The sequence below is a fragment of the Thermosynechococcus sp. B3 genome, from assembly GCF_030323045.1.
GTDB lineage: Bacteria > Cyanobacteriota > Cyanobacteriia > Thermosynechococcales > Thermosynechococcaceae > Thermosynechococcus.
On record NZ_CP097584.1, the window covers coordinates 232,129 to 246,064 of the forward strand.

Annotated in this window: 13 protein-coding genes; 8 read left to right on the plus strand and 5 right to left on the minus strand. The window is 51.5% G+C overall.

What is annotated here, in order from left to right:
* The first annotated feature begins 8 nt into the window (after positions 1–8).
* The 7 genes from M0646_RS01125 to M0646_RS01155 all read left to right on the plus strand — a co-directional run bounded on the left by M0646_RS01125 (position 9) and on the right by M0646_RS01155 (position 6,492).
* Positions 9–1,322 (plus strand): CO2 hydration protein, encoded by a 1,314-nt coding sequence (locus M0646_RS01125; protein WP_286626225.1) that lies wholly within the window; start codon positions 9–11, stop codon positions 1,320–1,322.
* 96 nt (positions 1,323–1,418) lie between these two features.
* Positions 1,419–1,682: a glutaredoxin 3 gene (gene grxC / locus M0646_RS01130; protein WP_149817375.1), complete on the plus strand. Its 264-nt coding sequence runs from the start codon at positions 1,419–1,421 to the stop codon at positions 1,680–1,682.
* Between the two features lie 10 nt (positions 1,683–1,692).
* Positions 1,693–2,649, plus strand: coding sequence for a glutathione synthase (gene gshB / locus M0646_RS01135; protein WP_149817377.1), 957 nt, complete (start codon positions 1,693–1,695; stop codon positions 2,647–2,649).
* A 67-nt stretch (positions 2,650–2,716) separates the two neighbouring features.
* The gene (locus M0646_RS01140) at positions 2,717–3,730 is read left to right on the plus strand and encodes a DNA methyltransferase (RefSeq protein WP_149817379.1); all 1,014 of its coding nucleotides are present in this window, start codon (positions 2,717–2,719) and stop codon (positions 3,728–3,730) included.
* 6 nt (positions 3,731–3,736) lie between these two features.
* Positions 3,737–4,402 carry a hypothetical protein gene (locus tag M0646_RS01145; protein WP_286649777.1) on the plus strand — a complete coding sequence of 222 codons (666 nt, stop codon included), beginning with the start codon at positions 3,737–3,739 and terminating at the stop codon, positions 4,400–4,402.
* Positions 4,403–4,547: 145 nt separating this feature from the next.
* Entirely contained in the window at positions 4,548–5,951 is a 1,404-nt protein-coding gene (gene leuC / locus M0646_RS01150; RefSeq protein WP_286649778.1) for a 3-isopropylmalate dehydratase large subunit, read from the plus strand.
* A 139-nt stretch (positions 5,952–6,090) separates the two neighbouring features.
* A complete protein-coding gene (locus M0646_RS01155; RefSeq protein WP_149817386.1) occupies positions 6,091–6,492 on the plus strand; it encodes a hypothetical protein in 402 nt (133 codons plus the stop codon).
* Positions 6,493–6,497: 5 nt separating this feature from the next.
* Here M0646_RS01155 and M0646_RS01160 read toward each other — a convergent pair whose 3' ends face one another.
* Genes M0646_RS01160 through M0646_RS01175 form a run of 4 tightly spaced genes read right to left on the minus strand, consistent with a single transcriptional unit; the run spans position 6,498 to position 9,053 of the window.
* A complete protein-coding gene (locus M0646_RS01160; protein ID WP_286626229.1) occupies positions 6,498–7,199 on the minus strand; it encodes an MgtC/SapB family protein in 702 nt (233 codons plus the stop codon).
* 3 nt (positions 7,200–7,202) lie between these two features.
* On the minus strand, positions 7,203–8,579 hold the full coding sequence (mgtE, locus tag M0646_RS01165; RefSeq protein WP_286626230.1) for a magnesium transporter: 1,377 nt from the start codon (positions 8,577–8,579) through the stop codon (positions 7,203–7,205).
* Positions 8,580–8,592: 13 nt separating this feature from the next.
* Positions 8,593–8,853 carry a hypothetical protein gene (locus M0646_RS01170; RefSeq protein WP_286626231.1) on the minus strand — a complete coding sequence of 87 codons (261 nt, stop codon included), beginning with the start codon at positions 8,851–8,853 and terminating at the stop codon, positions 8,593–8,595.
* A gap of 44 nt (positions 8,854–8,897) precedes the next feature.
* Positions 8,898–9,053, minus strand: a complete 156-nt coding sequence (locus M0646_RS01175; protein ID WP_190278142.1) for a hypothetical protein — start codon at positions 9,051–9,053, stop codon at positions 8,898–8,900.
* A gap of 712 nt (positions 9,054–9,765) precedes the next feature.
* Between M0646_RS01175 and M0646_RS01180 the strand changes: the two genes are divergently transcribed.
* On the plus strand, positions 9,766–13,488 hold the full coding sequence (locus M0646_RS01180; protein ID WP_286626232.1) for an EAL domain-containing protein: 3,723 nt from the start codon (positions 9,766–9,768) through the stop codon (positions 13,486–13,488).
* Here M0646_RS01180 and M0646_RS01185 read toward each other — a convergent pair.
* Positions 13,485–13,934 carry a hypothetical protein gene (locus M0646_RS01185; RefSeq protein ID WP_149817396.1) on the minus strand — a complete coding sequence of 150 codons (450 nt, stop codon included), beginning with the start codon at positions 13,932–13,934 and terminating at the stop codon, positions 13,485–13,487. The two genes, M0646_RS01180 and M0646_RS01185, sit on opposite strands and share 4 nt — an antisense overlap.
* Positions 13,935–13,936: the final 2 nt, after the last annotated feature.

Sequence of the window (13,936 nt, forward strand, 5' to 3'; positions counted from 1 at the left end):
AGGAAACCATGGTTGAAACAATTGAGCGTCCCAGTTCTGCCAAACTTCCCCCCTTGGATCATCCCCTAGCCGACATTATTTACCGCCTCGAGGCGGGGGGTGCCCTCATTCCCGACACGCCAGTGAACCTGATGAAGATCATCGGTATGTACAAGGCCTACGCCATTCCGATGGACTTTTACTGGCGGAATTTGCTCTACCTCGGCGAGCGGGTGTTTATCCATCCCTTTCCCTTCTTCAAGTATTTTCCAACCAAGGACTACTTTGAGTTGGCCAATCACTATGCAGGGGAGACTGCTGATCTGCGGATTTGGCGTGGCCCTGCCCATGCCCACCCCGAACTGATGGAATTTATTGCAAAGGGGGAAACAGGGAAAATGCCGCGTCTGCTCCACCACCTTTGGCACGACCGCATCAACATGGAGTTTTCCGAAAGCTTGGCGCGCTCAATGATGTGGCATCGCATGGGGGGGCAGCTGGATATCTACCTTGACTCTGAAGAGTACAAAGCTGCCGCCGATAGGGCAATCCGCGCCTACTTCAAAGGCAACCCGCTGATGCTCGGGCTGTACAAGCTCTTTCCCGACCTCTTCTTGGAGCAGGCTCGCCAAGCCACCTACATGAACGTACTGGGGCTATTTTGGGAAGTGATGGCACCCGTCTTCTTCGAGATGAGCGATCGCTATGACGAGGGCAGCATTACCAGCGTCAAGGATGCCATGAACTTCTTGGTCAATGGAATTTTTGCCATGGCCGGTCGCCCGATTTACCACCATGTCTATATTGATGGCGAGGTGCATGTCCTTGTGCCCAAGGAAAAGGGCTTTATGTGGCTCTATGAAGCGGCCTTCCCCTATGTGGAAGCGGTCTTTTACCGCACGGCGCCCTTCCGGGGAACCAAGTCCTACAATGCCCAAGCCAATCAGGTACCCACTGATCAGGTGGACTTCCACTATGGCATTCTCTTTGCCGATAAATTCCCTGTGGGGACGGCGGGGATTCCACCTACGTTGCTCCACCAAGACATGTATCACTTCCTCCCCCAATACCTGAAGGATTACTTCCACCAGCACTGTCGCGGTGAGGATGATATTTTGGTGCAGTTGGGAATTGCCTTCCAGCACGCCATGTACACGGTGACCTCCGCTGTTTTGCAAGCAACCCGTGCCGCCTTCTACTACCCCTTGGATGATCCCAAGCCGGAGCATCTCATGGCCAACCGGCGTTTCTTTGTGGCTCAGATGGATCGCTTTTTGCGACCGCAGTACGGCATTGCTGAAGCCTGCAAAATCCGCAATGTCCAAGATCCCAATTATTTGTAGGGAGTTGTAGGACAGGACATTAGGGAGAGGGGGTGTGTCTCTTCTCCCTTTTTGCTAGGCTGGAATCAAAGTGAATTTTTGTAACGAGGTAAAGCCGTGGCCAACGTCGAAATCTATACGTGGTCTCGTTGTCCTTTTTGTATTCGAGCAAAGCAATTGCTGACACGCAAAGGGGTGAAATTTACCGAGTACGTCATTGATGGCGATGAAGCGGCTCGTGCTGCAATGGCCCAACGTGCCCATGGTCGGCGATCGCTCCCGCAAATTTTCATTAACAACGAGCACATTGGCGGCTGCGATGATCTCTATGCCCTAGAGGCGCAAGGCATCTTGGATAGGCTCCTGCAAGCGGCAGCCTAGCGGAATGGCCGTGGATATTGCCTTTATTATTGACCCGATCGCCAGCCTTGACCCCGGCCACGATACCAGTGTGGCCTTGATGGAAGCGGCTCAAGCCGCAGGGGTTCAGGTGTGGATCACGGAAATTTCCCAACTGCTGATCCGCGAAGGTCAGGTATGGGCGGCGCTCACCCCGATCCAGTTATCGCCCGTGCAACTAGTGGCCAGCCAGTGGCAGATTCCCCAACCTTGGTTTCAGACGGGGGCAGTGGAATGGCGACCCCTCAACACCTTTCGAGCGGTGTGGATGCGCAAAGATCCCCCAGTCAATACCGCCTACCTCTATGCCACCTACTGTCTGGATTTAGTGGATCCTCAAACCACCCTTGTTCTCAACTCGCCCGCAGGGTTGCGCCATGCCAATGAAAAGATGTATGCCCTGCAATTTCCCAGTGTGATTCCCAAGACCATTGTGACTGGAGACAAGCAGCGTATTCGGGAATTTGTGCAGCAGCAGGGCATGGCCGTTCTCAAGCCCTTGGGGGGCAAAGCCGGAGAAGGCATTCTCTTTTTACAGGCGGGCGATCGCAACCTCAATTCCATGATTGAAATCAGTACCCAACGCGGACAACTGCCCGTGATGGTGCAAGAGTATCTACCCGCGGCCAAGGAAGGCGATAAACGAATCATTCTCCTCAATGGGGAACCCATTGGTGCTGTGAATCGGATTCCCACAGGGGATGAATTTCGGGGCAATATGGCCACCGGCGGACGGGTGGCAGCAGTGGAAATTACCGAGCGCGATCGCCAGATTTGTCAAACCTTGGCTCCTGCCCTCCAGCGCGATGGCCTCTATTTTGTGGGGATTGATGTCATTGGTGGCTATTTGACAGAAGTGAATGTCACTAGCCCCACCGGTGTTCGCGAGATCGATCGCCTCAATGGGACTTGCCTTGGTCAACAGGTGATGGCTTGGCTATTAGGTTAACATTGAGTCATGCTTAGCCACTCAGGGGATGTGATTCAAACCAGTAATCAAGTTTTGATAAAGCGATATGGTTCACAGCAAAGAACGCGCCCCCAGAAATAGAACAATTACGTTGACCGAGCAAGAACAAGCGAAGTATCGGCAGCGACTCCTACGGTTGAGTCATCCTGTGAGCCTATCAGAAATCATTAACCGCACCATCCATCAAGATATCTTTGAGGTCATCAAGTTTCTCCCAAGTCAATTTGTTGATTTGCTGTTTATTGATCCACCTTACAACCTGAATAAAGTATTTAACTCAATTAGCTTCAAGAAAAAAAGTTTAGAGGATTACATCAACTGGCTAGAGTCTTGCTTGTCGAGTCTTGAAAAAATTCTAAAACCAACTGCATCTATTTACATTTGCTCTGATTGGGAATCCTCAACTGCTGTATTTGAAGTCATTAAAGACCGTTTTCAAATCCGCAACCGAATTACATGGGAGCGCGAGAAAGGACGAGGAGCAAGCAAGAATTGGAAAAATGCCTCTGAGGATATATGGTTCTGCACTGTTTCTAATGAGTACACCTTTAATGTTGAGGCTGTTAAGCTCAAGCGTAAAGTCATCGCTCCCTATAGAGTCAATGGACATCCCAAAGATTGGGAACCTACCGAAGAAGGTAATTACCGCCTAACGCATCCTTCTAACCTGTGGACAGACTTAACTGTGCCCTTTTGGTCAATGCCAGAAAATACAGATCATCCCACCCAAAAGCCCGAGAAACTACTGGCTAAGGTCATTTTAGCTAGCTCCAATCCAGATGACATTATTTTTGATCCGTTCCTCGGCTCGGGAACAACCTCTGTCGTTGCCAAGAAGCTCGGTAGACGTTTTTTGGGGGTTGAACTGGATGAGACTTATGCTTGCCTAGCGGAGAAACGCCTTGAAATGGCTGAAGTAGATGCTTCGATTCAGGGCTATGCTGATGGCGTGTTTTGGGAAAGAAACACATTAAGTGAGCAAGGACGTTTTACGCAAAAGCAGTATCAGTGCGAAAAACTATTTCACCAACCAGAGCTTTTTTCCCTAGGAGAAACATAAGAATCAATGGAAAAAAGACATATTTTCTATGGTGACCAGATTGGTCAGATCGAAGAAAACATCAAAGAACTCTTAAACTCACAGGAAGATTTCTTGTCTGCTGTGACAATCAATAGTCCAAGAGCTGTTGGCGATGCTGTTCAGCAAATTCTTGCCAATCATCTACAGGCGGTTCTTGGTGAAGAGATTTGTAAAAACTATTCAGCACATTTTGCCCGTAGAGCCATGGCTGATCTCGCTTTCAAGGATGATCAAGGATTTTACTATGTCATTGACGTGAAAACCCACAGATTGAGTACACAGTTTAATATGCCCAATTTAATTTCTGTAGAACGCCTCACTCGTTTCTATCAATCAGATGAAAATGTTTTTGCAATTTTGCTGATTGCCTATGAGGCTCAAAAAACTCGTATCGGTATTGAAAATGTTCAATTTTTGCCAATCGAGTTTTTGGGGTGGGACTGCTTAACAATTGGCGCTTTGGGTTGGGGGCAAATTCAGATTGCGAACTCTAATGTTTTAACGATTAACCGTGGCTACTCCCGTAAGCAGTGGATGCTTGAGTTGTGTGATGCATTAGCTGAATTCTATCCCCGTGAAATTAGCAAAATTGAAGAGCGGTTGAAATACTTTACAAAGGTTCGCGAGTTTTGGCTTAATCATAGTGATTAAAGCTTTTTTCATAAAGTTAAACATCATAAACCAAGCTGCAACATGGCTGTGATGCGACTGAAAACGGATATTTGCCTTGTATAATCACTGTACTGAATCTCTTCCTTTTGCCTATAATTGATAAACTGGATTTTTGCACGAGTCTATGAGTCGCGGCACACTCTTCGATAAGGTTTGGGAACAGCACACGGTGGCTACACTGCCCTCAGGGCAAACGCAGCTCTTTATTGGCCTGCACCTGATTCACGAAGTCACGAGTCCCCAAGCCTTCGCCATGCTGCGGGAGCGAGGATTGCCGGTGTTGTATCCGCAGCGAACTGTGGCGACGGTGGATCATATTGTGCCGACAGATACGGCGGCGCGTCCTCTCCAAGATGCCCTCGCTGAAGAGATGCTGCAAGCCCTTGAGGCCAATTGCCGTGCTCACCATATTCCTTTCTTTGGGATTGGCTCCGGTCGTCAGGGCATTGTCCATGTGATTGCCCCTGAGCAGGGGTTAACGCAACCGGGGATGACGATCGCCTGCGGGGATAGCCACACCTCTACCCACGGTGCCTTTGGGGCGATCGCCTTTGGGATTGGCACCAGTCAAGTGCGGGATGTGTTGGCCACGCAGACCCTCGCCCTCAATAAGCTCAAGGTTCGCAAAGTAGAAGTGAATGGCTCCCTTGGCTCTGGGGTCTATGCCAAGGATCTCATCCTCCACATTATTCGCCACCTTGGTGTTAAAGGCGGTGTTGGCTATGCCTATGAGTTTGCTGGCAGTACCTTTGCCCAGCTCTCAATGGAAGAGCGGATGACCGTCTGCAATATGGCCATTGAAGGGGGAGCCCGCTGCGGTTATGTCAACCCCGATGAAACCACCTTTGCCTATTTACGAGGCCGCCCCTTTGCTCCCCAGGGCAAGGCTTGGGATGAGGCGCTGGTGTGGTGGCGATCGCTCGTCAGTGATGCCGATGCTGAATACGATGATGTTGTCACATTTGCGGCTGCGGATATTGCACCGACGGTCACTTGGGGCATTACCCCCGGCCAAAGCATTGCGGTGGATGAGACCTTGCCCACCCTAGAGAGTTTGCCCGAGGCAGAACGGGCGATCGCCGCTGAAGCCTATGCTTACATGGATCTGCAACCGGGGCAGCCCATTCAAGGCACCAAGATTGATGTCTGCTTTATTGGCAGTTGCACCAATGGTCGCATTAGTGATCTGCGGCAGGCTGCCAAAGTTGTCGAAGGGCGCAAAGTCAAACCCGGTGTCAAAGCCTTCGTTGTCCCCGGTTCAGAACGGGTGAAAGCGCAAGCCGAAGCGGAGGGTCTCGATGTCATTTTCCAAGCCGCAGGGTTTGAATGGCGCAATCCTGGTTGCTCGATGTGCCTCGCCATGAATCCCGACAAGCTGCAAGGGCGTCAGATCAGTGCCTCCTCTTCCAATCGCAACTTCAAAGGACGCCAAGGATCAGCAGCAGGACGGACACTCCTCATGAGTCCAGCGATGGTGGCCGCCGCAGCGATTACGGGTGAAGTTACAGATGTGCGGGCATTTCTTTGATGTCCTGCTTAATAGATATCAAGTTCTTTATCAGCCCTGTCACATTCCCTAAAGTATGAAATTATCCTCCTAGACAATGACAATAGAGACAAGGGGAGGAGCGGTTTATGTTTCTAATCTTTCCAAAAGGAGGCTGTCTATGAAAATGTTACAGGGCTTGCTAGGCGCAGTGGTTCTGGGTATGGCCTCTATTTTGCCTGCTGCTGCTGAGACGCTAGTTTCTGATAGCGGGCTGACTGAAATTTACGGCTACCAGCTTAGCCCCTTGCCGGGAGATATCTTGCCCTACACCACCAAAGTCAATGGACGAGTTTATGAGGGCACCATTAACGTCACGGCAAGCGGCAATGGCTTCGTGCGCGGCTTTTTTAGCGATCGCGATCTGGGGGGTAATTTTGGCTGTAGTGGCGAAGTAACGATTCAATGGGTACGGGATAATCGCTATATTTCCGTGTGGCGAGTTGGCGGTACTTATACGCCGCGTCTGCAATGTCCCCAAGCAGGCAGCACCGCTCGGCTGAATATGCGCCTCTATCCCTAGAGAAATCAACCATACTCCTGCTCTGTAATGCGCCAGCGCGCCGAAAGAACACTTGGCTCTAAACTCAAGCGGCTGACCAAGCCTTCAACAAAATCATCATTGCGCTCTTGACTGAGGAGTTCTGCTTCAATATGGACGCGATCGGGGGTGTCTTCAATATCCTCGCTGAGGAGCGATCGCAACTTCAGCCGACTGCCCGCCAGCGACTGTAACAAGAGTGCGCGCAAATGAGCCTCAGCATCGGCGCGGCAGACAATATCACAGCGATAGCACAACTCCACTTCGGTGCCCTTGAGGGGCTGCTGATTGATGCGATAGCCGAGGGGACGCAAGAGCAGATTGGCCATGAGCACTGCCACTGCTCCTAAGGTTGCCTGATAGAGTAATCCCGAACCACACAGTGCTCCTACTGCCGCTGCACACCACAGGGTGGCTGCCGTATTTAAGCCGCGCACCGACAGGCCTTCCCGCAGGATCACGCCCCCGCCGAGAAACCCAATACCAGAGACAATTTGGGCGGCAATCCGCGTTGGACTCGCTTCCCCCGGCGTCAAAGCCGAGAGCATGACAAATAGTGCTGCCCCCGTTGCCACGAGGGTATTTGTGCGCAGACCGGCCATGCGTTGCCGCCATTGTCGCTCCAAGCCGAGGGCTGCCCCCAGGGCAAAGGCTGCCATCAAACGCACAATGAAATCAGTGGTTGACATGACTTAAAACGACAGCCCTAGGAAGGCACTCACCAGATAGAAGTAGAGCAACAGCCCTGTAAAGTCCTTGATGGTTGTGATAAAGGGATCCGCCGCTGGCCCGTGGTCAAAGCCCAACTTCAGCAACACCCAAGGAAGCAATGCCCCTAAGATCGCCGCGAAGGTAATTACAACAAAAAGTGAAATCCCTACAGCCAGTCCCAGTTGGGGAATGTCGTTGGGTAACCCTTGCCAAACAAGAGCAATGAGACCGCCAGCAGTTCCCAAGATAAGACCCATGATCGCACCAATGCGAAACTCGCGAAAGAGATAACCGCCATAGCGACGAATATCAATGTGCTGCCAAGCAAGACCACGGGCAAAGACAGTGGTGGATTGGGTACCGACATTGCCTCCCATGTCCATGACCACAGGAATGAAAATGGCTACGGCAACGACGGCTTCCAGAACTTCCTCAAAGTACTGAATCACGCCGCCAACAATCATACCGCCAATGAGGGTAATGATCAGGCAGATAATCCGCAGTTGCACTGCATAGCGAATGGGACCGCGCACCAGTCGTTCACTCCAAGCTTGATCGCGGTTGAGCAAGTTGCCCACACCTGCTTGCGCCAAAATGGTGCTCGTTGCCTCCTCCTCAATCAGGTCAATCACATCATCAAAGGTGATATCGCCCACCAGTCGCCCCTCTTGATCCACCACAGGAATAGCAGGGACATCGTATTCCTTGAGGAGTTTGGCTGCGGATAGTTCCGGCGCGGTCACAGCGATCGCCAGTTCCTGTCCTTGCACCAAATCTTGAAGCGGCTGGTGGGGATTTGCTTTCATCAACTGAATCGGCTGCACAAAGCCACGATAAAAGCGCTGTTCATCAATGACAAAAATAATGCTCAGGTCATTAATATCCAAGGAACTCTCACGGATAGCGGCGATCGCCTGCTCCACGGTCAAGTCTTGCCGCAGCGCCAAGTAGCGCAGATTCATGCGCCGACCAATTGTGCCCTCAGGATAGCCCAACAGCAGGTTCACGGCGTCGCGGGATTCTGAGCTTAACTGGCTGAGCAACCGTTTGGTGACCTTGGCAGGTAATTCCTCAAAGAGCCGCACCCGTTGATCGGCCTCAAGGGCTTCTAGAAAATGCAGAATCTCAGGATCCGTCATCCCTTCAATGAGGGTTGCCTGCTCATCGGGAGTCAGGGCTTCAAAGACTGCGATCGCCTTGTCTTTTTCGAGGAGGCGAAAGGCCAATACCCGCTTGTGGGGGTCAATTTGGCGCAGGGCACGCACTAGCTCAGGAATCGTCAGTTGGTTGGCTGTCCGCTTGGCAGCACCAAGACCCTGCGGATAGGTCAGCAGATCATCGAGGGGATTGATTACCATCGCATTGCTCCTTCTATGGTTGACAATTTAGGGTGGGTGAGACAGGGACATAGGCTTCGCTCAATTGATGCCAGAGATCAGCCAACTGGTTGTAGGCTTCGGATGTAGAAAGTTGCCCACTCGTATGGAGAGCAGCAATAAACCCTGCCCGTTGAGCAAATTTCTGTAGGTAGGCATCAAAGGTCAGCGCGTCTAGGGTGACGTGCCCACGGTAAAGGGTATAGGGGCACAGAAATGCCTGCTTTAATGCCTGCTTTGCATCGTGGGTCATCATGGTTCTAAGCTCCATTGAGAAACGACAATAGGATGTTTTAGGGTTTAACGAGACAACTCAAAGGGTGAGAACTCTCCCAAGTGGGCGATCGCTTGGCTCATGACCGTAATCATCAGGTGGCCAAGGGCAACACCCAGCACTTCCGAAAGGGTAATTCCCAGCATTTCGGCCAGCATGCTGAACAAACAAACTTCAAACATAGAAACTCTCCGTTGCTAATGGTTTTGCCACGCAACAACTTGAGCGATGAAAAGTAGTCGTTCAATAAAAACGCTTGACTACGGGCGATCGCTCTCAACAACAAACAGGTTTGAACCAGCCAACTTTAGGCAGACTCAGGTAGATACCAGACTGAGACCTATTGAACAATTTGCTTCGTGATCCATCTCCATTTGCAGATCAACTGCCTTGGAACGCGCGGAGATGAACCAGAAGTTCAAGCCATTAGGCAGCAGACAAGTCTGAATTCACCTCGGCGATCCTTAGGGGAGAGAGGCTCCACCTATGGCAGGGATCTTCATTAGCGGAGATGGGGTCAGCAGAAGCAACATTACAGTGACTCCTACTAGACTCCATTAAGAAAATCTCCAAAAATAGACAAATGCCAGCAGCCTAGGAAATCTTTCAACTGCCACTTGGCATTTTAGGGGGTGAGCAAGTCTTTGTCAAGGATCATATGAACAGCTAGGGCGTTGCAGTGGGGCATTCCTAGTCGTATCGCCCTTTTCACAGCGATCGAACACCCTCAACCCGCTAAAAGCCCCGATGGCAGAGCACCGCACTCCCGTTATGTCGCTGATATTTCAGGAAAGGGCTGTCATTCGCTAAAATTGTTAATCATTACTTAAAGTTTCATAGTGTAAAACGTCCAGAAGTATCTTAATGCGTGATAAAAATTGTGGATTCTAGCGAATGATTATAGATGAATTTGAGCATTTTACTGAATTATTGGTCAACTACACCGATGATCTCATTTGCCTGCACGAACCGGATGGCAACTATCTATATGTGACTCCCTCCAGCAAAACCCTTTTAGGCTATTCTCCTGAAGAACTGATTGGTAAGAGTCCCTACACATTATTTCATCCTGAAGATGCAGAGCGCATTCGCAGTGGTGCCCATGCCCTCACCCTGCAAGGCAGTGTGAATGTGATAGAAACCTATCGCATCCGCAAAAAGCATGGCGGATATGTTTGGTTGGAAACCCTCACGCACCCCATTTGTGATGCAGGGGGAAATGTTTTATTTTTAGTCTCCACATCGCGGGATATTACCCGTCGCCGTCAACTCGAGCTAGAGCTACAAGCCAAGCAAGAACTACTGGAAGCCTTTTTTCAACAATCCCTTGAGGCCTGCTTCTTCATGATGTTGGATCAGCCCATCCGCTGGGATGACACAGTCAACAAAGAGGAAATCTTGGAGTATGTCCTTGATCATCAGCGGATTACGCGTGTCAACAGTGCCTTTGCCCAGCAGTATCAATTACCGCCGCAGGAGCTGATTGGCCTGACGCCGCGCATTTGCTTTAAGGATGATCTGGAACTCGCCAAACGGCTGTGGCGAGCACTCTTTGATCTGGGCTATTTTCACATTGAAATTGAACTCCACCGCCGCGATGGTAGCTCCTTTTGGGTGGAGGGGAACTATGTGTGCCTCTACAACCAAAATAAGGAAATCATTGGCCACTTTGGCGTGCAGCGGGACATTAGCGATCGCATGCGTCTGCAAGCAGAAATTGCCCAAAAAACCGCTGAATTAGAGTATTTCTTTGGCTCTTCCCTAGAGCTATTTATGATTGCCGATAGTGAGGGACGGCTGCGGCGGGTGAATCAACACTGGCATACCTGCCTGGGCTATGACCTGAATCGGTTGGCAGGGGCAAAGTTTGAGGAATTTCTCCACCCCGGCGATCGCCCCCGCCATCGGGAAATGCAGCAACGTCTCCTTGCTGGGGAGCAAATCACTAACCACACGATTCGCCTGCGCACCCAAGGGGGAGACTACCGCTGGTATGAATGGCAAGGCCTGCTCAGTCAAGGGCGCATCTATGGCGCAGCGCGGGATGTCACGGAACAGCGCCAATTTAGCGATCGCCTGCAAGCGGCCTACAACCAAGTGACTGATATTTTGGAGAGCATGTCGGATCACTTTTTTGAAGTGGATCGCGACTTCACAGTTATCTATGTCAACGGGAATTTTTGCCGTCTAGTGGGGAAATCTGCCTCAGAGATGCTGGGGAAAAACCTCTGGGATCTCTTTCCCGATGAGCGCAACTCAATTTTTGAAAGCCAAAGTCGGCAGGCAATGGCGGAGGAAACCCCTGTCCAATTTGAAGCCTTCTATGAGGGGCTGAACCAATGGTTTGCGGTACGGGCTTTTCCCACTGGCCGAGGCCTTGCGGTTTTCTTCCAGAATATTACGCTTCAGGTGGACTCCACTACTTCGTTACAGCGACGGCAAACCCAAGCGGAACTCCTGCATCGGCTAACCTTGAAAATTCGCCGTTCCCTTGATCTGGAAACGGTTCTTAAAACCGCCCTTGAGGAAGTGCGTCAACTGCTGGGGGTCGATCGCACGCTGATTTTCCAGTTCTATGCCGATGGCCGGGGTGAGGTGGTGGCTGAATCGGTAGCGGCACCGCAGTTTTCTCTCATGCACCGCACCTTCTATGACCCCTGTTTCCACCGTGAGTCTGCCGAAGCCTATCTTCAGGGGCGGGTACTGGCGGTTGCTGATATTAACACCGCTGAAATGACCCAGTGTCATCGCGACTTTCTCAACCAATTGCAGGTGCGTGCCCTCTTAGTGGTACCGATTATTGAGGAGGAACGTCTCTGGGGATTACTCCTGTGCCACCACTGCTCTTCTCCTCGACCTTGGGCGATTGACGAGGTGGAGCTGATCCGCCAACTGGGGGAACAACTGGGCTTTGGCATCAACCGCGCCGAATTGGTCAGTGCCCTCCATCAGGAAAAGGAACGCTATCGGCGGGTTCTTGAGGCACAGACAGAATTGCTCTATCGCTGTACCCCTGAGGGACATCTCACCTTTGGCAATCCCGCCTTCTTTCGCTATCTGGCTGAAGCAGGGATGAGTTGCGATTTTGGCGATGTGATCCAGCATCCCTTTGATCCGCTGACGCAGCAACGCTTCCAACAACACCTGCAAGCCCTCACCCCCACGCAGTCCATCAGCACGATTGAATGTGGCGTGACTTTTGGTGAAGGACGTTTTGCTTGGTTTGAATGGACAACCCGCGCTTTTTTTGATCACCAAGGTCGCTGTGTGGAGTATCAATGTGTGGGACGCGACATTACCCGCCGCAAGGAAATGGAGGATCGCTTAATTCACGATGCCCTCCACGATGCCCTGACAGGACTCCCCAACCGTACGCTGCTCCAAGATCGCTTAAAACACTGCTGGCGCCAGTATCAACGCCATCGCGATCGCCCCTTTGCCGTTGTTTTTATTGATATTGATCGCTTTAAGCGGGTTAACGATAGCTTGGGACACCAAGCAGGAGATCAGGTGCTGATTACCCTTGCCCAGCGGATGCAAAGTGTGGTGCCAGAGGGGGATACCTTGGCTCACCTGAGTGGCGATGAGTTTGTGGTGCTGTGTGAAGATCTGGATCCGGAGCAAATGGTGGCTCAGGTAGAAGCACGGGTTGCCGATCTAGAGCGGGTGATTCAGGAGCCCTTGGTCATTGATGGCCATCTGTTAAGTCTCAGTGCCAGCATTGGCGTCACCTTTAGCGATCGCGACGCTGCCTCTGCCGCTACCCTCCTGCGGGATGCTGACATTGCCATGTACCAAGCAAAAAAACAGGGATTAGGGCAGTATCGGATTTTTGACCCCCAAATGCACACCCAAGCCCAGAGTTGCTTTACGCTGGAGAGTCAACTGCATCAGGCGATCGCCAACAGTGAGCTACAGGTCTATTTTCAGCCCATTATTGAGCTGGAGAGCGGGGCGCTCGTGGGTCTTGAGGCCCTGAGCCGTTGGTTTGATCCTGAAAAGGGTGAAATTCCTGCCGCTGAATTTATTGCCCTTGCGGAGCAAGCAGGTCTCATTGTCAGCCTTGGCCGACAGGTCTTTGAACGGGCGATCCAGGAATTCAGCCAGTGGCGGCAACAGGACAGCCGTCGCCAGACCATGACCTTGGGCATTAATATCTCGCCTCAACAACTGGTGGATGCCAACTTTGTTAGTGATATTTTGGCGGCGCTGCGCAGTGCCCAATTGCCCCCTCATCTGTTGCATCTGGAGATCACGGAAACGACCATGATCCGCAACCTTGAAGCCACATTGCAGGTGGCCGAGGAACTGCAACAACTGGGGGTTGCCCTCAACATTGATGACTTTGGCACGGGCTATTCCTCCCTGAGTCGGTTGCATCAGTTGCCGATCCACGCCCTGAAAATCGATCGCTCCTTTGTCCAGAGCTTAGAGCAGAGCCAAGCGGCTCAGGAAATTATTGGTGCCGTGATTGCCCTCGGTAAAAGCCTGCGCTTAGATGTGGTGGCAGAGGGGGTGGAAACAGCGACCCAAGCCGCCCAATTGATTGATCTCGGTTGTCGCTATGGCCAAGGCTACCTCTTTTATCCGCCATTGCCGATTGATTGCTTGCCCTAGGATTTGCTGCTGGTATCCTCATGGGGAAGAAAGGGCAGGCTTTCCCACCAACTTTGATAGTTTTTCGTCATTTCCTGCCACCAGTCGGCGGGCTGTTGCAGTGCCTGTTGCAGGCGATCGCGCTCCTGTTCGAGACGTTGAAGGTTCATCTCCAGTTGGTGATAGGTGGTTTCTAGGGTGGTGAGTTGAGCATTGAGGGCTTGGTGTTGCTGTTGCCAGTAATCGCTGTCTGCTCGTAATTGTTGATTTTCGGCGGCTATTGCCTGCAGTTGGTGCTGGAGTTGATTGCAGTGATCTTGCAGTCGCACGACTTCGGCTTCGAGGGCGGCTTTTTGCGAGGGGTGTTGTAGCGATCGCAGAATTGTCCACAGCAGAATCAGGGTGGCAACCACGCCATAGCTGGCCAGTGCCCAAGTCCCCTGTGCAGATAATGCCGCCCACACCATGG